General features: G+C 41.9%; 16 protein-coding genes and 2 rRNA genes (1 of these 18 running past the window's edge). 16 read left to right on the forward strand and 2 right to left on the reverse strand.

Annotation, left to right across the window (positions count from 1 at the left end; all coding sequences use genetic code 11):
* The 3 genes from VEHSUH06_RS01895 to VEHSUH06_RS01905 all read left to right on the forward strand — a co-directional run.
* Nucleotides 1-1745, forward strand: a 23S ribosomal RNA gene (locus VEHSUH06_RS01895) (it extends 1191 nt beyond the left edge of the window).
* 76 nt (nt 1746-1821) lie between these two features.
* Nucleotides 1822-1938: ribosomal RNA gene (gene rrf, locus VEHSUH06_RS01900) — 5S ribosomal RNA — on the forward strand.
* Nucleotides 1939-2763: 825 nt separating this feature from the next.
* A complete protein-coding gene (locus VEHSUH06_RS01905; protein WP_105097555.1) occupies nt 2764-3654 on the forward strand; it encodes a pirin family protein in 891 nt (296 codons plus the stop codon).
* A 74-nt stretch (nt 3655-3728) separates the two neighbouring features.
* Here VEHSUH06_RS01905 and VEHSUH06_RS01910 read toward each other — a convergent pair whose 3' ends face one another.
* The gene (locus VEHSUH06_RS01910; protein WP_060924150.1) at nt 3729-4004 is read right to left on the reverse strand and encodes a helix-turn-helix domain-containing protein; all 276 of its coding nucleotides are present in this window, start codon (nt 4002-4004) and stop codon (nt 3729-3731) included.
* Nucleotides 3982-4200: a type II toxin-antitoxin system RelE/ParE family toxin gene (locus VEHSUH06_RS01915; protein ID WP_105097556.1), complete on the reverse strand. Its 219-nt coding sequence runs from the start codon at nt 4198-4200 to the stop codon at nt 3982-3984. Before VEHSUH06_RS01915 ends, VEHSUH06_RS01910 begins: the two co-directional genes overlap by 23 nt.
* A gap of 152 nt (nt 4201-4352) precedes the next feature.
* On the opposite strand from VEHSUH06_RS01915, the gene VEHSUH06_RS01920 reads away from it, so the two are divergent.
* From VEHSUH06_RS01920 to VEHSUH06_RS01980, 13 genes are all read left to right on the forward strand, one after another.
* A complete protein-coding gene (locus VEHSUH06_RS01920; protein WP_054748581.1) occupies nt 4353-4718 on the forward strand; it encodes a CGGC domain-containing protein in 366 nt (121 codons plus the stop codon).
* Between the two features lie 316 nt (nt 4719-5034).
* Nucleotides 5035-6219, forward strand: a complete 1185-nt coding sequence (locus VEHSUH06_RS01925; protein WP_105097557.1) for a M48 family metallopeptidase — start codon at nt 5035-5037, stop codon at nt 6217-6219.
* 240 nt (nt 6220-6459) lie between these two features.
* Nucleotides 6460-7542, forward strand: a complete 1083-nt coding sequence (locus tag VEHSUH06_RS01930; RefSeq protein ID WP_105097558.1) for an ABC transporter substrate-binding protein — start codon at nt 6460-6462, stop codon at nt 7540-7542.
* Between the two features lie 123 nt (nt 7543-7665).
* Entirely contained in the window at nt 7666-8616 is a 951-nt protein-coding gene (locus VEHSUH06_RS01935; RefSeq protein WP_105097559.1) for an ABC transporter substrate-binding protein, read from the forward strand.
* Nucleotides 8617-9197: 581 nt separating this feature from the next.
* Nucleotides 9198-9809, forward strand: a complete 612-nt coding sequence (locus VEHSUH06_RS01940; protein WP_105097560.1) for a MotA/TolQ/ExbB proton channel family protein — start codon at nt 9198-9200, stop codon at nt 9807-9809.
* Nucleotides 9806-10210, forward strand: coding sequence for a biopolymer transporter ExbD (locus VEHSUH06_RS01945; RefSeq protein ID WP_009351842.1), 405 nt, complete (start codon nt 9806-9808; stop codon nt 10208-10210). The genes VEHSUH06_RS01940 and VEHSUH06_RS01945 overlap by 4 nt, the downstream gene beginning before the upstream one ends.
* 4 nt (nt 10211-10214) lie before the next feature.
* Entirely contained in the window at nt 10215-10967 is a 753-nt protein-coding gene (locus VEHSUH06_RS01950; RefSeq protein WP_199179713.1) for an energy transducer TonB, read from the forward strand.
* A 196-nt stretch (nt 10968-11163) separates the two neighbouring features.
* On the forward strand, nt 11164-13149 hold the full coding sequence (locus VEHSUH06_RS01955; protein WP_105097561.1) for a TonB-dependent siderophore receptor: 1986 nt from the start codon (nt 11164-11166) through the stop codon (nt 13147-13149).
* A gap of 41 nt (nt 13150-13190) precedes the next feature.
* The gene (locus VEHSUH06_RS01960; RefSeq protein ID WP_105097562.1) at nt 13191-14153 is read left to right on the forward strand and encodes an ABC transporter substrate-binding protein; all 963 of its coding nucleotides are present in this window, start codon (nt 13191-13193) and stop codon (nt 14151-14153) included.
* Nucleotides 14146-15183, forward strand: coding sequence for an iron ABC transporter permease (locus VEHSUH06_RS01965; RefSeq protein ID WP_105097563.1), 1038 nt, complete (start codon nt 14146-14148; stop codon nt 15181-15183). Before VEHSUH06_RS01960 ends, VEHSUH06_RS01965 begins: the two co-directional genes overlap by 8 nt.
* The gene (locus VEHSUH06_RS01970; protein ID WP_105097564.1) at nt 15183-16028 is read left to right on the forward strand and encodes an ABC transporter ATP-binding protein; all 846 of its coding nucleotides are present in this window, start codon (nt 15183-15185) and stop codon (nt 16026-16028) included. Before VEHSUH06_RS01965 ends, VEHSUH06_RS01970 begins: the two co-directional genes overlap by 1 nt.
* An 83-nt stretch (nt 16029-16111) precedes the next feature.
* Nucleotides 16112-17041: an ATP-binding protein gene (locus VEHSUH06_RS01975; RefSeq protein ID WP_105097565.1), complete on the forward strand. Its 930-nt coding sequence runs from the start codon at nt 16112-16114 to the stop codon at nt 17039-17041.
* Nucleotides 17042-17043: 2 nt separating this feature from the next.
* A complete protein-coding gene (locus tag VEHSUH06_RS01980) occupies nt 17044-19044 on the forward strand; it encodes a VWA domain-containing protein (protein WP_105097566.1) in 2001 nt (666 codons plus the stop codon).
* The last annotated feature ends 3 nt before the right edge of the window (nt 19045-19047 follow it).

The raw sequence follows: 19047 nt of genomic DNA on the forward strand, positions 1-19047 counted from the left end.
CGTGTCATATGCAGCAATGTATATGGGTAGGGGAGCGTTCTCATCGGGCTGAAGCAGTACCGTAAGGAGTTGTGGACTGATGAGAAGTGAGAATGTCGGTATGAGTAGCGAAAAGAATGGTGAGAATCCATTCCACCGAAAGCCTAAGGGTTCCTGAGCAACGATCGTCGTCTCAGGGTAAGTCGGGACCTAAGCCGAGGCGGAAAAGCGTAGGCGATGGACAACAGGTTGAAATTCCTGTACCGGTGTGAATCGTTTGATCGATGGAGTGACACAGTAAGGTAGGTCAGCACGCGATTGGAAGTGCGTGTTTAAGCATGTAGGTTGAGCTATAGGCAAATCCGTAGCTCTAAAAGCTGAGATGTGATGACGAGTTACTAGCAATAGTAACGAAGTGATTGATCCTACACTGTCGAGAAAAGCTTCTAGGTAGAGACACATCGCCCGTACCAAAACCGACACAGGTAGGCGGGGAGAGAATCCTAAGGTGCGCGGGAAAACCCTCGTTAAGGAACTCGGCAAAATGCCTCCGTAACTTCGGGAAAAGGAGGACTCATGTAGTGTGAAGTGCAGCAACGCATGGAGCATGAATGAGTGGCACAAGAGAGGCGCAAGCGACTGTTTACCACAAACACAGGTGCCTGCTAAAGCGAAAGCTGACGTATAGGTGCTGACACCTGCCCGGTGCTGGAAGGTTAAGAGGAGGGGTTAGACTTCGGGTCGAAGCTCTGAATTGAAGCCCCAGTAAACGGCGGCCGTAACTATAACGGTCCTAAGGTAGCGAAATTCCTTGTCGGGTAAGTTCCGACCCGCACGAAAGGTGTAACGACTTGCGCACTGTCTCAACGAGGGACCCGGTGAAATTGAAGTACCTGTGAAGATGCAGGTTACCCGCGACTGGACAGAAAGACCCCATGGAGCTTTACTGCAACCTAAGATTGAACTTAGTTAATGAATGTACAGGATAGGTGGGAGACGTAGAATCTAGGACGCCAGTTTTAGAGGAGTCACTGTTGGGATACCACCCTTTCATTAATTGATTTCTAACGGGCCGAGTAACGACCGGCCGGACAGTCTTAGGCGGGCAGTTTGACTGGGGCGGTCGCCTCCTAAAGAGTAACGGAGGCGCCCAAAGGTTCCCTCAGAGCGGACGGAAATCGCTCGAAGAGTGTAAAGGCAGAAGGGAGCTTGACTGCGAGACGGACAGGTCGAGCAGGGACGAAAGTCGGGCTTAGTGATCCGGTGGTGCCGAGTGGAAGGGCCATCGCTCAACGGATAAAAGCTACCCTGGGGATAACAGGCTAATCTCTCCCAAGAGTCCATATCGACGGGGAGGTTTGGCACCTCGATGTCGGCTCATCACATCCTGGGGCTGAAGTAGGTCCCAAGGGTTCGGCTGTTCGCCGATTAAAGTGGTACGTGAGCTGGGTTCAGAACGTCGTGAGACAGTTCGGTCCCTATCCATCGCGGGCGCAAGAAACTTGAAGGGGGCTGCTCCTAGTACGAGAGGACCGGAGTGGACGAACCGCTGGTGTACCAATTATCCTGCCAAGGGTACAGTTGGGTAGCTACGTTCGGGACGGATAAACGCTGAAAGCATCTAAGCGTGAAACCAGCCTTGAGATGAGGTTTCTCATAGCATAAGCTAGTAAGATCCCATGTAGACGACATGGTTGATAGGCCAGGTGTGGAAGAGCCGTGAGGTTTGGAGCTGACTGGTACTAATAGATCGAGGGCTTTACTTAAACAAAACATTAAGCAGAAATGTGCAACAAATATATATAACTTCTATGTGGTTTTCAGAGTACAAACTCTGACAGATTCAGTGGCGATGGCTATGAGGATCCACCTGTTCCCATCTCGAACACAGTAGTTAAGCTCATAAACGCCGAAAGTACTTGGCTGGAGACGGCCTGGGAGGATAGGAAGCCGCTGATTGCTTAAAGGCACACCTGAGGGTGTGTCTTTTTTGTTGTATGGCTTCCTATCCTCCCAGGGTACCTGGTGAGCAGGGTAGTAGAATATGGAGGAGTGAAACGACGACAGATTCACTGCATCGCTTAGTTCGGAGCGTAAGATGGACATGTAGCGAAGCTACATAAGGCCATCCACAGCGACGAACACCCAGTATCCTGGAGGGAAGAATCGTACATAAGAACTCGCTGATTGACGAAATAGAGGGTCAACCCTAAAGGGTTGGCCCTCTATTTTTGTGCTCTAACGAGCACATTCTAATTCCTTCTAGAGCCGTCTCCAGCCAAGGTTGTACAAGTATTATCTATGGATAGTAATCTATGGGACGGCGTGGGAAGGGTAGGGTGTGAGGCCACAGAGGAGCGTAGCGACGCATGGGGCCCACACATCACCTTCGACGAAGCCCTAAAATGTATGCTGTACATTAAACTATTGTATTATATGTTGCCATGGGCGAGTGTGATAGGAAGCTGCGGCTGTTGGTAGGAGGCAAACTATATCCATATGGTAACGCGGCACAACGTGCCAATGTTACCGAACCGTAAACTAGTTGAGTAACTTTAAATTTATGTAAATTAACTATAGGTAATCAATTTCTCAGTACATATCACCAATGATATTATCAAATCGTAAATTAATTGAGTGGCTCGAAACTTATGTAAATTACTATTCTAATATCCCACTTCTTGACATATTGAAAAAATTAGATATAATGGAGTTAAGATATATGAGCAACTATTCATATATAATACAACTATTATGAATCCTGTTCGATTAAGAGGTGATAGAATGAATCCTGTAAGAACAATTGAAAGAATTATTAAAGCCCCTGATATTCATTGGGTAGGCACTGGATTTAGAGTACGTCAGTACTTCCCTAATGGCGATGAGTCACCTATGCTTGATCGTATGTCTCCATTTTTGTTACTCGACTATAACGAGCCATATTATTTTGAGGGCAGTCCTTTTGATACAGGTGACACTCCACATCCCCATAAAGGCTTTGAAACGGTAACATTTTCTTTTTCCGGCTCCATTGAACATAAAGATACAGCTGGTAATAGTGGTGTTATTCATTCTGGTGATGTGCAATGGATGACTGCAGCTAGTGGTGTTTTGCACAAAGAATTTCATGAAAGAGAATATGCAAAGCGGGGACGTTTGTTCCATGCTTTACAATTATGGATAAATCTACCTGAACGTCATAAAAACGATGTACCTGCATATCAATATATACCTGCTACCACAATGGGGCGGTATCAATCTCTTGATGAAACAATCGATGCTATCGTTTACACCGGTGCTTTCAGACATATAACAGGTCCTGCTAAATCCCATACACCGATGAATATTTACAAATTAAAACTTCAACCTAATTCATGGATCTCTATTTCTGAGAATATGACTTGGAATACAGGCTTCCTTGTGCTTAATGGTACTGGCAGTGCCAATGGTGAAAGCATAGAATCTGGTGACTTTGTACTTTTCAACAATGATGGAGAGCGCTTTGAGGTGGAGTCTGGTGATGAAGGTCTTGAAATCTTCGTTCTCGCTGGAGAACCACTCAATGAACCAGTGGTAAAACAAGGGCCATATGTTATGAGAAATAAAACAGAGCTTCTCCTCGCTTATGGGGAATACATAAACGGTAAATTTGGCCGTGAAGAAGATATTATGTAATACGTAAATCTTACTCTACAAAAGAAGATATAACCCCCCTATAAGCCACGTTAACTAGCTTATAGGGGGTCTTCTTATACTAAACTAATCTTCACTTGTTTATCTAAAGCAAATGCAATTTTACACATAGTACTTAGACTTGTATTGGCACCTTTCTCAATACGTGCAATTGTAGACTGCGGGACACCAGATTTCTTAGCTAAATCACGTTGTGTTAATCCTGCAGCCTCTCGTGCTTTTAAAACAGCCACTGCATTTTCTAATTTAGCTTTTTCTTCTAAATAAGCTTCTAAAAATTCTGGATTATTTCTGTCTTTTTCAAATATATTATCTAAGGTTTTTATTGGCATAATATTCCTCCTCAAATTCTGATTTTATTTGTTTAGCTCTTATTATTTCTTTTATTGGTGTTTTTTGAGTCTTTTTTGTAAATCCATGTGTAATAATATATTGATTGTTTTTTACATGAAAATATAAAGCTCTTTGAATATTTGAAGATACTTTTGATCGTATTTCGTATATTTCAGTATCTAATTTCTTTATCAATCCTAATCCTTCTTTCTTTTATGATAGCATATATGCGTTCAAACCTCAATTTACCTATCTATAATTATCATTAATGAACGTGCTTCAGGATACATCTTTTCTTTATAGCTATGTTATACTAAGGTTTATACTATATTTTCATAGGAGGTCTTATGACTAAGAAAATTGCAGTTCTCGTCAATGAGGATACAATGCAGCGCTGTTCTTGTGGCGGTTGCTTAAAAGCATTTATGAATAAAGCGGATTCCTTTGAGCGTTATGCAGATGAGGATATTGAGTTAGTAGGGTTCACGCACAGTGGTGGCGATCTAGCTAAGAAAATCGAGTCTTTCAAGAAAAAAGGGGTTACTACGGTTCATCTTTCTACCTGTACTCGTGGTAAAAATGAAAATTATGAAAGCATCGCAGAGCAGTGTGCTGAGGCAGGCTTTGATGTTGTAGGCTATACGCATGGTGCTGCTGTTTCTAAAGATGGTAAAGAAGCCGTTGTGCTTTCAGCAAAACCAGTAGAAGAATAGAACTATTAATCTGTTAGTATAGATAGTATCAATAGAACAATTATTATATATGGTAAAGGCATAGCATAATTATTAGATATAGTAAAAGTAATAGAATAATTATTATACAGTAAAAGTCTCGTGTGCGGGCTTTATACTAATAAATATATGATTAGTTGTTCCACTATTCATTTTGTATTTACGCTGAACATATAAGATAGGGTTAGTGTGCAAATACTGTGATTGAGAGTATGAAGATGCTGTTACAATACGTAACATACTATTGATAGTAGTATCTATATATTGAGAGAATTGAGTAATATGAGAGGTTAATATAATGAACAAGAAACTTACAGTGGCTACGTTATCTGTCGCTATGGCAGTAACTATGGCACCGGCAATCATGCAAACAGCGCCTGTACAAGCTGCATCTGCTGCAGTACAATCACTAGCTGGTGGTGCTATTGCTATGGCTTACGTATCTACTGCTTTAAATAAAATGGATAATTCTGAGCAAGGCCAAAAAGAAAGCTTGGCTCGTACAAAAGAAAAAACAGGTTACTTGAACGATAGTGCAGCTCAAGAACGTGTAAATCGCATTATGAAAACGTTAGAGGCTACGCCGAGCGTAAAACGTTCTTACGTTGTATATGCTAACCCTGATGAGGAGTTCAATGCCTTTGCAACGCTTGGCCGTGTTATGTCTATCAACAAAGGTGCCTTAGATACGCTAGATGATGATCAATTGGCGTATGTAATGGCCCATGAAATTGCACATGGTGAGCACAAAGATATTATCAATGGCGCTAAAAAACAAATTGGCTTATCTACTGCGGTAGGTATCGCTGCAGGCGGTAGCGAAGGGGCTGCCATTTTATCCAACGTAGCAGGTAACTATTTGTCTAACCAAGTATTTACAATGAGCCAAGAAAAAGCAGCCGATGAGTTGGGCTTCCAAATTTTAAGCGAATCTCCTTATAATGTGGGCGGTGCAGCCGGTTCTATGCTTGTACTTCGCAATAAAGTAGGGGAACACTATCGTGAAGGGCTTTCACAAGTAGTGGCACCTAATAACCATCCTAAGTTAACAGACCGTGTGAATAATAATATTGCTCGCATGTACACATATTCTGGAAACCACGTAAACGTGTCTAAAGGCGCTGTGTATGTAAATGGTGATAATATCTATACACCAGCTGCTAGTGGCCGCTATACAGGGGAAGAACGCGCTTTCTACATGGCCGGCAAATTAGCTCGCATGTACCACAACAATCAAGTGACACCAGGTTCTGCATCTTATAACGGTGGCACAGTAACTGTTGCGGGTCAAAACATCGTCACTACTCCAAATGCAGATGTAGCATTACAAGTGGCGACAAACCTTAATAATGCCTTCGTGAAACCTGCAGGCGCTGCTGTTAATGGTAAAAAGCCAGCTAAGGTTAAACAAGAAAAACCTAAAAAGGTAAAAGAAAATAAAAAAGCAAAAGACAATAAAAAAGCAGATAAAGCTAAAAAATAATAGTGTTTAAAGCTAAATTAATAATATTTAATGCTAAAAATAAGCAGGCATACAGCGTGACTGTGGGCTGTGTAGAAGGATAATCTAAATAAGACAGATTATCGTTCATATATTATAAATACAAGAGGACGGAGCTAAAGCTTGGTCCTCTTTCTTGTATAGACCGCATACAGTAGATACTGTATACTAAAGCTATAAATATTCGGTTAATCGTAAGTTGCAGATGAGAGAGGGACGCTTATGAATCAAAAGAGAAGCATTTTTGGAGCCTTAAAATGGATTATGTTCAATTATATATTTTTAGGCATTCTTATACTCATTGGCCTATTTATCGCTTTGGCTCCAGATTTGTTAGGTGATGTCATACCGCGACATGGCACTGTAGGTAAATTATTGACGTCTCTGAATGAACGGAAGATTGAGGATAGTCAACATACAGTCATGACTGTACCGGATTATGTACGTCGCGTCGTTACTATAGGTGAAAGTACGGTAGATATTATGGGCGCTATTGGTGGAGAGCCTTATATCGTGGCTACAGATGGATCTCCTTATTCCAGTTCTACTCATATTAATGGCCGTGTAGAGTTAACCGTGGATTCCATTAAGTCTTACGAGCCAGACGTGGTCGTAGCGCCAGATTCTACACCTCCAAGCCTTGTGTCGTCCTTGCGCGCTGCAGGCATACCTGTCTTTGTGTATACGAAAAAAGATAGCTTTAATGATATTATTTTAGCCACTAAAACAATAGGAAAGATTTTCAAGGATGAAGATTCCGAACGTGAGTTTATTGTATCTAGACGTAATGTTAAGAAACTTGTAGAGCCTCACGAAAAGGATAAGAAACCCGTTATTGCTTTATATAATAGCTCTCACGGCGTATATCGGTCGGGTATCGTTCGGGATATGATTGAACAGGTGCATGGTATTGATGGAGCAGGAAACCTTGTGATAACAGAAAGTGGTAAGGATATTAATATGTTATCTGATGTTTGGTGGTACCGAGATCATAAAACGACGGTAGATATGAACCAATCTATGGGGACAAAAGCCGATTTGATTCGCATTAATCCAGATGTTATTTTTGTGCCTACCCGTTTTATCGATAAACTACCAGATTACAAGCAAGATATTGATGCCATTATGAACGATCCAGACTTACAAAATGTAACGGCTGTTAAAAAAGGCTATGTCTATCCAGTTCAGGAACTATTTGTGATGAGCTATTCTTGGAAAGCTTTCATGGCTATGGAACAAATGGCAAAATGGCTCTATGGTCCTAGTACCTATGAGGGCATCGTTAAATATAAGAGTGAGCCGTGATGAACATTAGGCTATCTATATAGTTATATGATTTATGGTGAAAGTAGTTTGTTGAGTTAATGCATAGCAGAGTCTATATGTAATCGTGTTGCATATAGATCTGACAGTCTATGAGGAGAGAGTATGCAACTAAAGCGTTTATTAATAGTATTGGCCATCTTTTGTGGCGTTTTGGTCGTAGCCATTATGGGCATGTACAAGTCTTGGAATGCTTTCACAAGTGGCGGCATTTTTGGTATGTTGAGCTCAAAGGGCATTTATAAAATGGTGGACGGTACCAGTGAGACAGTCATACTCGATCACAAGGCGGAACGCATCGTAGCCGTTGGTCCCAATGCGGCGGACCTTGCGGCTGAACTAGCAGGTGACTCGGTGGTGGCTAGTACTGCGGCACCGTATCAATCATCTAATGGCGTAAAGCAACGAGTGGCCCTTGATGTGAAAGCTATCGCTGCATTAAAACCAGATATCGTGATTGTAGAGGACGATGATGGTACTACAGATCTCGTTAGGCCACTGCGTGAGGCAGGCGTAAAGGTAGCACTTCTTAGAGCGCCTAAGACGGTAAAAGAGGTAGAGGATCAAACGCGCAGTGTAGGGCAGTTGTTAGGTCGTGCTGATAAAGCTGAATCCCTCATTACGACGATGATGAACTACATCCGGGATACAGAGTCCTTGCGATTTGCTCGCCGTGATGACCCAAAAAAGACCGTTGCCGTTTATAATGAAAATGGCTTATATGGGGCGCCAGATACATTGATACAAGATATGCTCAAATATGTAAACGTAGACAATGCGGCGACTAAGGCAGGCGTAAAATGGTCCTACATGGGTAAAAAGGATGATCTTATCAAGGTCAATCCCGATGTGATTATTGTACCCGCAGATGTGAAAGCACCGGGCTTTAACCGTGATGCGGTACTTAATAGCTACTATAATGATCCGGCTCTTAAAAACGTTAAGGCCATTAAGAACAAAAAGGTCGTTATCATATCTAATGAATCTATGATGGCTAAGACATATCACATTGGCCGTGGCATATATAACATGGCGCAATTCGTATATGAACGATAGTAGGCTATAACGAATACATAATAAATATAATCATGAATAGAATCATAAATAAAAAGAAACGATAATAGAAAGGATAATATATAATATAAAAGAGAAAATAATAGATTATTATAAGAAAAACCTTATAAAATACACAAAATGAATTAATATTGGATAAAACATAAATAATATTCATTGATGTATAAATTTTATTCATGAAGTAATATAGTATTATAAAAATACAAAATATTAATATTGGGGACAAAGAGGATACTCTGTTACTTAATATGATTAAAATAACATAAAAGCAACCTATAAAAACTATTTTTACAGGTTGCTTTTTGTATTTTTTATTATCTTATCCGTATATTATTAATGTGAGAATATTTTTGTTTGTATTAAATGGACAAATGTATATATAAAATGGATGGAGTGTGTACTAATAATGGAATACTATAGAATTCCAGCAACCATAGGGGGTATAGGGTTATTGTACTAATATTTTCTTTATGAAATAATGACAATGTTAGTGGTTAATCGAATAATATAGATAATCACTTTTTGTTAGTTGATATGTAATTTTATACATCTTGGAGGCTATGATGGAGTATACAATTCACCTATTTCATGCAGGTGGTATCGTTATGTATCCACTTGTACTATTCATGCTAGCAGCATGTACTATTTTATTTGAACGTATTCGTATGTATAGAAATATCGATCGTGAGTTACAACAGCTATCTGACAACATTGATACAGGCCGAAATAGCAATAGTTGGGCGGCCCTTGAACAGGCTGTAAAAAATAGTGATGATGCATTGAGTAAGTTCGTATCTCCAATTGTTGATTCTGTATATAGTGTAGAAGGTTTAGAAAATCGTTTACATGATGTAGTAGGCTATATGGACGAACGTTTGAAACGCGGTCTTAATTGGCTTAGTATGATGGTAACTATGGCGCCATTGCTTGGTCTATTGGGCACCGTAGTTGGTATGATTCGTTCCTTCGCAGCTGTTGGTGGCGATATTGGTGCTCCTACTGTTATTACAGGCGGTGTATCCGAAGCGTTGATTGCTACAGCAACAGGGCTTTCAGTAGCCATCGTAGCATTAGCATTTCATAGCTGGTGCACCAGTAAAGTAAATTATGATATTGCAAAATTGGAACAAAAATTAGGTTCTATCATGGATTTATATATTAGGAGTCAACGATGAAACGTAGTTCAGTAGGCATTCAAAAAGAACCGGATATCATGATTATTCCTATGATTGATATCGTATTCTTCTTGCTTGTATTCTTCATGATGAGTACGTTGTACATGAATACAGAAGAGCAAATTCCGCTCAACTTACCGAAGGCGTCCTCGTCTTCTGCTAAGACGATTGAACCAATTACGATTTCATTAACGGCTACACATAAGATGTATTTGAATGATCGTGAAATTGTACCAGCTCAATTGGGGGCAGAAATTCAAGGTATTGTTGCAAAGGAACCACAACAAGCATTTATTGTACGTGCTTCTGAAGATATTGCATACAAGGAAGTAGTTAGCATTTTAGATAATCTTAAAATCAGTGGTGCTCGGTTTGTTAGCGTAGCTACAGAACGGAAGTGATCCTATGGTGAATAAACGATATGGAATCCCTTTTGTAGCTGCATTGGTTATCAATATTGCGTACTGGGGTTTTGTAGGGAATTGGTTCGGCCATTTAAAACCGCCAGAAACACCGCAGAAGGACTTGGTTATCACTCTTGATATGGCTCAAGTAGAGCCTCCTGAAGAGAAAAAAGAACAAGAAAAGCCAAAAGTCCGACCTGATGATAAGCCTGTAGCAGGTGGCGGCAAAGCAGGCAGCGTATTGCCTGACCTATCAGGGAAACCGACCGCGGGGTTACATAACCTTAATCCATTCTTAGGAGGTAATGAACCTGCACCTGTAAACCTAAATGGTAATAATAATGATCCTGTGGGCAATCCAGGTGGTGGCAATGAACCAGGCCTTAACAATGGACCAACTGGTAATAATGGAAATTCTGATGATGGTCCGGGATCTAATGCTGGTCCACCAGGTCCAGGTGTAGAAAATAGCCCTGGCGGTTCCTATGATAGCTCTGGCTATATTGGTCGTGTCAATGCGAATAAAGTAATGCCTCAACAAGCGGTACGCCGGGGACTTAGTGGTACGGTTTCCTTTGAAGTTACTTTTGATGCCGATGGCAACTATGCTGGTGCAGAAAAGATTGGTAGTAGTGGCTCTAGCATTCTCGATAATGCTGCTGCTAGCCTCGTAGCAAGCTCTGGTGGTATTGAAAATACAACAGGCGCACCAGTTACGATCGTGGTTAATGTAGATTATGGTTATCAAGAATGATGAGTATGGGGGTGTACTATTTAATTATGAATTGAGCTATACGCATAAATTTTAACATCTAGTTTTTATACATTACCCTATAAATGCAGTAGTGGTAGGGGGTATGGGTTTTGTGTGGCCTTCATAAATGTGTAATAATACAAATATGTAGTTTATGTAAATTCTGTGAAAGTATATGTGTTATGAGGTGTTTGTTATGAAACAACAGATTAAGCGACGTACTTCTATACTTATTGGTTTGGCATTGATGGGGTTGTCTGTGAATGGATATGCAGCAGATGTAACTACTGCTACAGATGTGCCTACTACAGCATTGTCTACTGAAACGAGTGGAGCTTCTGAAATCCATACTATTAATGTAACAGCAAATCGTATGGCTCTTTTAGATTTAGATACGCCGGCAGCGATGGATGTTATTACGGACAAAGATATCATGAATAGCGGTGCTAAAAATGCCTTTGATGCGGTGAACATGGTGCCTGGTATTACATCTTTCTCCTATGGTGCATCTGGTCTTGAATATGGGGCTATGGATAGCCGTGTGAATATCCGTGGCCTTGAACGGGGATCCTTGATTCTTATGAATGGGGTACCGATGAACCTCAATGGCAAGGGCGGTCTTAGTTCTATTCCGACTAGCTCTATTGAACGCATTGAAGTATTAAAAGGTGCAGCCTCTGCTTTATATGGCGCTGATGCTATGAGTGGTGTTATCAATGTAATTACTAAGACTCCAAGTAAAGAAGGGGGCTCTGCTACAGTAGGTTTTGGTAATATGGGGCGCCAAACTTATAAAATTAACTATGGCACGCCTCGCTTCTTAATTGGTGTGGAACGTAACTTCTTTGGTGCTCAAGATCCAGAAACCCCTATCCGCTCCGATATCGGTGCTTATGCTAGAGGCTATGAATATTATACAGCTCGTAACAAAGGGAATTCCTTAGGTGTATTTGTGAGCGGTAAATTAAATGATAAGTTGACTTTGAACTTTAGCCGTTTTGAAGGTAATTCTTCTTTTGGACAGTTGAGTACAGAAACGAATCCTATTAAGCAAAAGCTTCACTCTACAACATATGCTTATAAAGATACTAAAAATAATGCGTCTTTAGTTTATAAAGATGGCAATACTACAGGTACAATCTTCTACAATGATAGAGATTTGTATGGTAAAAGTCGCATACATAGCAAAAAGACATATACGTTGAGTGATAACAACTATATTGCTCGACAATATGGTTTCGATGTGCAACATGAATGGGACTTCCGCGGTGGCAAGGACTATTTCATTGCAGGTGTACTTGGTAAACGAGAAACATATCGCACTACATCTGGTCCATACTATGGAAATCCACATCGCAATAGTTATGCCATTTATGGTACATACTCCTATCAAATCAATCCTAAATGGACTAGTATTTTAGGCTTGCGTTATTCGGATATTAAAGACCCTGTGAAAAATCAACGCGTATTAATTCCTCAGTTCCAATTACAACATCGTATTAACAAGGAATCATCCATGTACATAAATGCTGGTAAAGCCTTTAGAATGCCGAACTTAAGCGATACTTTCAAGAAAATTAATAAAGGCTATGCCTCTGTTAGTGGACGTAATTTGAAACCTGAAGAAGGTTGGAATTACGAATTAGGCTATAAACACATTACTAACAAAGATAGCTGGAAAGTAGCGCTCTTCTATATGGACTTTAAAAACTTCTTCTCTTGGAAGCCAGATAGCAATGGTAAAAACACGATTCGCGTAAACGGTGGTCGCTATAGAAATGTCGGTATCGAAGCCCAATATGGTCGTAAATTAACAGATCACTTAAAAATGACTGTGGGTGCATCGTATTCTAATCCAAAACAAAGAGAAATCGATAAGACTTACTGGAAACAAGCAAATCCAAAATTACAATTTACTGGAGGCATCCATTATACAAGTCCAAAATGGATAGCTGGTTCTAGCCTCAACTTTGTAACAAAACGGATGAAGAACCGCGATGGTGGTACAAATCCAAATCTCGTAGCTTGGAATGCGTACGTAGGCTATCAATTCAATCAAGATTCTTCGTTACGACTTGATGCACGAAACTTGTTGAATCGTAACAATGTTATCTCCAACGGTGACTGGGAATATTGGGATGAGCCGTTCAACTATCAACTTAGCTATACTCAAAAATTCTAGTACTTATATATGTTAATTAGAACTATACAAGGAGTATCATCATGAATAAGACTATCGGCTTTCTCATAACTTTGATGATACTCCTTTGCGTTTGTCTAGCTGGCTGTGGTCTAATTAAGTCTCCTAATGAGGGGACTCAGACGCCTTATACGCGGTATGTGGAAAGCCATGATGGCGTTCAGGTAGGGGTGCCAGAGAATCCGAAGCGAATTTTAGCATTATCCTCTGCGTTTGATACGATTTTACTTGGTCTTATAGAGCCAGAGCGCTTGGTGGGCATCAATAAACTGTCTACCTATGAGGAGTATTCTTTAGAGGCAAAGCGCGCAAAGCTGGTAAAACCAGTGTTGAGTTCGTATCCTTTGGAGAAAATCATAGCCTTGAAACCGGATCTCGTTATAGCGCCAGATTATATATCGGCTGATGTTATCTATGGCTTACGGCACATGGGGATAGCTACTGTCGTAGTATCGTCAGGCTCTACCGTAGAGGATGTTATTAAGAATGTGACCGACGTAGCTCATATTATTGGAGAAGACGAGAAGGGGAGCTTTTACAAGCAAAAAATTCGTCGAGAGCTAGATGAATTGAAGCGATTAGGCGAATCTATTCCGCCTGAGCAGCGCAAGACGGTTCTCTTTGTATCATCTATGGACGGATATACGGGAACAGGAAGCCTTTTTGATGATATGTGTCACTATATGAGTATCTATAATGCACCTGATCGGATTGGCTTACCGCCGCGGATTCCCTTTGGGGAGGAACGGGTGCTAGCCATGAATCCAGACTATATTTTTATTCCTTCCTATAAGGGAATGGACAAGAATTTGGCGGATCGATATTTATTAAATCCAGCCTTTCAAAATTTGCCGGCTATACGTGAGAACCGTGTTAAGCCATTACCGGCAGCTTATTTATATACTATGAATCAGCATATTGGAGAAGCGATGCTCGCCATCATGCATACTGTATATCCTCAGTTAGAAAGGAATTCTCATGACTAAAGAGAAGCAACGAATCATGGCAATTATTCTGATTGGGGTATTGCTATGTATTGTGAGTCTACTGGCACTCCACGTAGGAACTATCATGATTCCTATCGGTGGCGGTGTACAAAGTATTTTAAATGGTATGGGCTTGCCTGTGAATTTTACGGAGCCTATTACAGCTGAACAAGAGGCAGTATTATGGTTTATCCGCATGCCGCGCCTCATTATAGGCCTACTCGTAGGCGGTGCCTTGGCGCTAGCTGGGGCTGTTATGCAAGGTGTTTTCTCCAATCCACTGGCGGACCCAGGTATTATGGGCGTTTCCGCAGGGGCCTCCCTAGGAGCCGTTATCGCCATCGCTCTTGGTGTAACGTCTCTCGGTATGTTTTACATGCCTGCCTTTGCCTTCGTAGGTGCCTTTGTGTCCGTAGGGATTACCATCCTATTAACATGGCGTAACAACAAGCTCGATACGACGACCTTACTATTAGCCGGTGTCGCCGTTAGTATGCTCCTTGGTGCTTTTACATCGGGCATTTTGACGATGATCAATGAATACCGCTTACGGGAATTCTTATTCTGGATGGTGGGGGGCCTCGACTTCCGTCGTTGGGACCATGTTCTATTGGCGGTAGGTCCTATCATGACGGGCAGTGTCATTTTAATGATGCTCGGTCGTCACCTCAACGTACTCGTCCTCGGTGATACAGAGGCTCGTGCCTTAGGTTTACCTGTTATGGTGTATCGCATGCTATTCCTGTTCTTATCCTCTGTAGTTACTGCTACTGCGGTATGCGTCAGCGGTTCCATTGGCTTTGTAGGCCTTGTAGTACCGCATATTGTGCGTCTCTTGGTGGGACCTGATCATCGCCTATTATTGCCTATGGCAGCTGTGGGTGGGGCGCTTTTCCTCGTGTTCTGTGATACCTTAGGTCGCGTTATAGCACAACCAGTGGAGATTCGCGTAGGTATTATGACAGCAATCTTAGGGGCACCGTATTTCTTATATTTACTTCATCGCTTGCGTAGTAAAGGAGGGGCCTAATGAAACTAGATGTTCAATCTCTATCCGTTACGCTAGGGGAAAACGCTATTCTAAAGGATGCATCCTTCTCTATTGATAGTGGTGAGTTCGTTGGTATTATCGGACCTAATGGTTCTGGTAAAACGACATTACTAAAAACCTTGCGTGGTCTCTATCCTATCTCTGGGGGCCAAGTTTTGTGGGACGGTAAAAGTATCGCTTCTTTGAGCGACAAGGAAATCGCTCATCATGTAGCGTATATGCAACAGTCCGTCAATGTTTCCTTTGATTATGAAGCTATCGATATTGTGATGACCGCTCGTTATCCTTACTTAAAATGGTGGCAACAAGAAGGACCAGAAGATAAGGTCATTGTAGAAGAAGCCATGAAAGACGTAGGCGTATATCACTTGCGACATCGGTCCGTGCAAAACCTTAGTGGCGGCGAGCGACAACGGGTATTCTTGGCTAAGGCTTTGGCACAACAAACAGAGGTGCTATTGCTCGATGAACCAACGGCGGCGCTCGATTTAGTGTACGCCGATGATATTTTCCACGAAGGTCGTCGATTATGCGATGAAGGAAAAACTATTTTAATCGTCGTTCATGATTTAGAACTAGCTGCTAAATACTGTACTAAGCTCGTCCTAGTTAGCGATGGTCATATCATCGATGTAGGCACGCCGAGAGAAGTTTTGACTGCGGATAACTTACGAGCCGCATTTCATCTATCTGCGGCGGTCTATGACGATCCGTACTTTAAACAACAACGTATCTTTATATTCCCTAAGGGAACTACGGATATTGAGGCATATAAACAAACAGAGGCTAGTGGAGAGATGTCCATTGATCCTCAGCTGAAATAGACGTATGGATATCTATTGATAGCTTCGTAGATTTCCTGTCTAGCTCACAGATTTGTATTGCTACTCCGAATGAGGTTAGGCTTATGTTATATCCATTTACTGCTATTGTTGGTCAAGAAGAAATGAAATTGGCCCTTTTACTGAATGCCATCAATCCATCCATCGGTGGTGTCTTAATCGAAGGTGAAAAGGGTACAGCAAAGTCCACGGCTGTACGTGCACTGGCGAGCCTTTTACCTCCTATGGAAGAAAGTGCTTCGGCCATGACCGTTGTAGAGCTACCAATCAATGCTACTGAAGACCGCGTTGTAGGGTCTATTAACTTAGAAAAGGCCTTACAAGAGGGTGTGAAAGCCTTTGAACCAGGCATTTTACAAGCGGCACATCAAAATATTCTCTATGTAGATGAGGTTAATCTCTTGGATGACCATATTGTAGATATCTTGCTAGATGTAGCAGCAATGGGCGTGAATACGGTGGAACGGGAAGGGGTAAGCCATTCCCATCCATCTCGATTCATTCTCGTAGGAACTATGAACCCTGAAGAGGGGGATCTTAGACCACAGCTATTAGACCGTTTTGGTCTATCTGTTATGGTTTGTGGTGAGCAAGATCCAGCACAGCGTATGAATGTTATCAAGCGACGTCTAACCTTTGGGGACAATCCCACAGAATTCGTGGACACCTATAAGGAATCTGAACGAGCTTTGCATGAGCGCTTGTTAGAGTCTCGTAAGCTATTACCAACTATTATCCCCTCTGATGAGATTCTCCTTAAGATAGCAAGCATTAGTATCAGTGTTGGCGTTGATGGGCATCGCCCAGATATTACGATGATGCATACGGCTCGCGCTCACGCTGCCTTTCACGGTCGCTCACACATCATAGATGACGATATTAAGGTGGCTGCAAGATTGACGTTAAAACATCGTATGCGAAGATTACCTTTTGAGGAGCAAGGTCACGATGTAGACCGCATCGATACAGTAGTATCTGCGGTACTTGAGGGATAGCTATGGATACATCTGTACAAGAGGCCCTCAAAATAGGCCTCGTAAATGACCAGATTCATAGTGTTGTTATTTCTGGTGGTACTGGTGTTGGTAAAAGCTTTTTAGTTCGTCAGTGCCTCGAGAAATGGCATATTCCCTATCGGCTTATTCCTGTGTATATAGATAGTTCACAACTACAAGCGACTATCGACTTTGAAGCGTCTCTGCAACAAGGTCAGATGGTGATGAACGCAGGTTTATTAGATGATCCGCACACGCGATGTTGGCTCCTAGATGATGGTCAAGTTCTATCCCCAGAAGTGCGTCATGCCTTGTTAGTGGAGGCAAAACGACGTCATATCTTGTTAATCATGACGATAAACCATGAGGATAGAACCTTAACTGACGCGGAATGGGAACTCGTCGATGTACATGTAGCTATGGAACGAGCATCCTTGGAATCAAGGTTAGCGGTATTACAACAAATTCGAGATGAAATTTCTTGCGTAGAGACTGTCTTACCTTTAACAGAAGCGGACGCATCTGACGTTGTAGTCAGCTTAATCGACAATAAGCGGATTTCAGCGATTGCTACACCTGATGCGATGATGTCTCTTGCCGTATCCTATGCACTTAAAGCGCATACCGTAGGTCATGGTGCAGAATATGTGTTGTTACAAGTTATGAAGTCCTTAGCTCTTCTAGAAGGCGGTTCCTATTGTAAGCCTCATCATGCAGAATTAGCGGCGCTATATGTACTGCCACATCGTATGAAAAAGGCTGAAATGCGAGAATCACAGCCATCACCAGGTGAAAATTCCAGTAGTACCAGTGAGAAAGATTGTAGTCAAAGTAATGATACCTCTGACTCAATGGATTCCGATGTATCAAATGACTGTGAACAGGATGATAGTAATCGAGATGAGCTACATCCTAATGAATCAAATTCTAACGAATCAAACGCTAATGATGCAGATGATACTGATATAGATTCTGCTGAAGGTGATGATGCTGATTCAAGTGAAGCTGATGGCAGTAGTAATTCCTCAGAGTCTAAAGACCAACTAAGAGATAATGCTACTAATGATATGGGCGATATATATGACAAGCTATCTTCTTTATGCTTACCCGATACTGTTGCCCGTATAGCTAACCAATTATTCCAATGGAAACTAGAATCTTCTAAAACAGTAGACCGTCAGTATCGAAAGGGCTCAGGTCGTCGCCTCATGACCAAAACAAAGGACACGAGAGGGCGTATGATTCGAGCTTACCAAGATGAACAGGCTCTAGAGGACTTGGCGCTAGTAGACACGTTGCGAGCAGCGGCACCGTATCAACGGTTGCGAGCTGCTACTAAAATGGAACAAGAAAAGCTATCTACTCAGTCCCAGCAATTAAAGCAACAAGGAGGCAAGGGATTATCTTTAGTGATAAAACCTCAGGATTACCGCCGAAAAGCCCGTGAAAAGCGCATTGGTGCATACCAGCTTTTCGTAGTAGATGCCAGCGGTTCTATGGCGGCACGTCATCGCATGGAGGCTACAAAGGCGGCTATCTTGAGCCTTTTACGAGATTCTTATGTTCATCGTGATTCGGTAGGGCTCATTGCATTTCGCAAGGAGTCAGCAGAGGTGTTATTACCTTTCACGCGCAGCGTAGAGCGAGCCGAGCGACTGTTAGCCTCTATGCCTACAGGCGGTAAAACGCCATTAGCTCACGGTTTACGGATAGCCTATACCATGTGCGATAGATTGTTGCGTGCCCATCGGGCGGAACGAATTCAGATTATATGTATCACCGATGGTCGAGCTACGTCGGGGGATTCTAAGGACCCTGTAGCGGAGTCCAAGCAATGGGCTCGCATTCTTGGGACCTTGCCTGTAGATTGTATTGTTATCGATACGGAAACGGGCTTTATCAAGCTGGGGTTGGCTAAGGAATTATGTAAATTGATGAATGGCAGTTATTATGCCATGGATACTATTACGGCAGATCGTATTTTGCGCGTATCGCGGAGGTAAATC

Source organism: Veillonella sp. S13053-19 (genome assembly GCF_002959835.1).
Lineage (GTDB): Bacteria > Bacillota > Negativicutes > Veillonellales > Veillonellaceae > Veillonella > Veillonella rogosae.

Excerpts from the sequence above, each read along its gene's own strand:
- VEHSUH06_RS01910 (WP_060924150.1), bottom strand. The coding sequence starts at position 4,004 with ATGCCAATAAAAACCTTAGATAATATATTTGAAAAAGACAGAAATAAT.
- VEHSUH06_RS01920 (WP_054748581.1), top strand. The coding sequence starts at position 4,353 with ATGACTAAGAAAATTGCAGTTCTCGTCAATGAGGATACAATGCAGCGC.
- VEHSUH06_RS01970 (WP_105097564.1), top strand. The coding sequence starts at position 15,183 with ATGAAACTAGATGTTCAATCTCTATCCGTTACGCTAGGGGAAAACGCT.
- VEHSUH06_RS01980 (WP_105097566.1), top strand. The coding sequence starts at position 17,044 with ATGGATACATCTGTACAAGAGGCCCTCAAAATAGGCCTCGTAAATGAC.
- VEHSUH06_RS01935 (WP_105097559.1), top strand. The coding sequence starts at position 7,666 with ATGCAACTAAAGCGTTTATTAATAGTATTGGCCATCTTTTGTGGCGTT.
- VEHSUH06_RS01965 (WP_105097563.1), top strand. The coding sequence starts at position 14,146 with ATGACTAAAGAGAAGCAACGAATCATGGCAATTATTCTGATTGGGGTA.
- VEHSUH06_RS01940 (WP_105097560.1), top strand. The coding sequence starts at position 9,198 with ATGGAGTATACAATTCACCTATTTCATGCAGGTGGTATCGTTATGTAT.
- VEHSUH06_RS01975 (WP_105097565.1), top strand. The coding sequence starts at position 16,112 with ATGTTATATCCATTTACTGCTATTGTTGGTCAAGAAGAAATGAAATTG.
- VEHSUH06_RS01930 (WP_105097558.1), top strand. The coding sequence starts at position 6,460 with ATGAATCAAAAGAGAAGCATTTTTGGAGCCTTAAAATGGATTATGTTC.
- VEHSUH06_RS01955 (WP_105097561.1), top strand. The coding sequence starts at position 11,164 with ATGAAACAACAGATTAAGCGACGTACTTCTATACTTATTGGTTTGGCA.
- VEHSUH06_RS01945 (WP_009351842.1), top strand. The coding sequence starts at position 9,806 with ATGAAACGTAGTTCAGTAGGCATTCAAAAAGAACCGGATATCATGATT.
- VEHSUH06_RS01905 (WP_105097555.1), top strand. The coding sequence starts at position 2,764 with ATGAATCCTGTAAGAACAATTGAAAGAATTATTAAAGCCCCTGATATT.
- VEHSUH06_RS01960 (WP_105097562.1), top strand. The coding sequence starts at position 13,191 with ATGAATAAGACTATCGGCTTTCTCATAACTTTGATGATACTCCTTTGC.
- VEHSUH06_RS01950 (WP_199179713.1), top strand. The coding sequence starts at position 10,215 with ATGGTGAATAAACGATATGGAATCCCTTTTGTAGCTGCATTGGTTATC.
- VEHSUH06_RS01925 (WP_105097557.1), top strand. The coding sequence starts at position 5,035 with ATGAACAAGAAACTTACAGTGGCTACGTTATCTGTCGCTATGGCAGTA.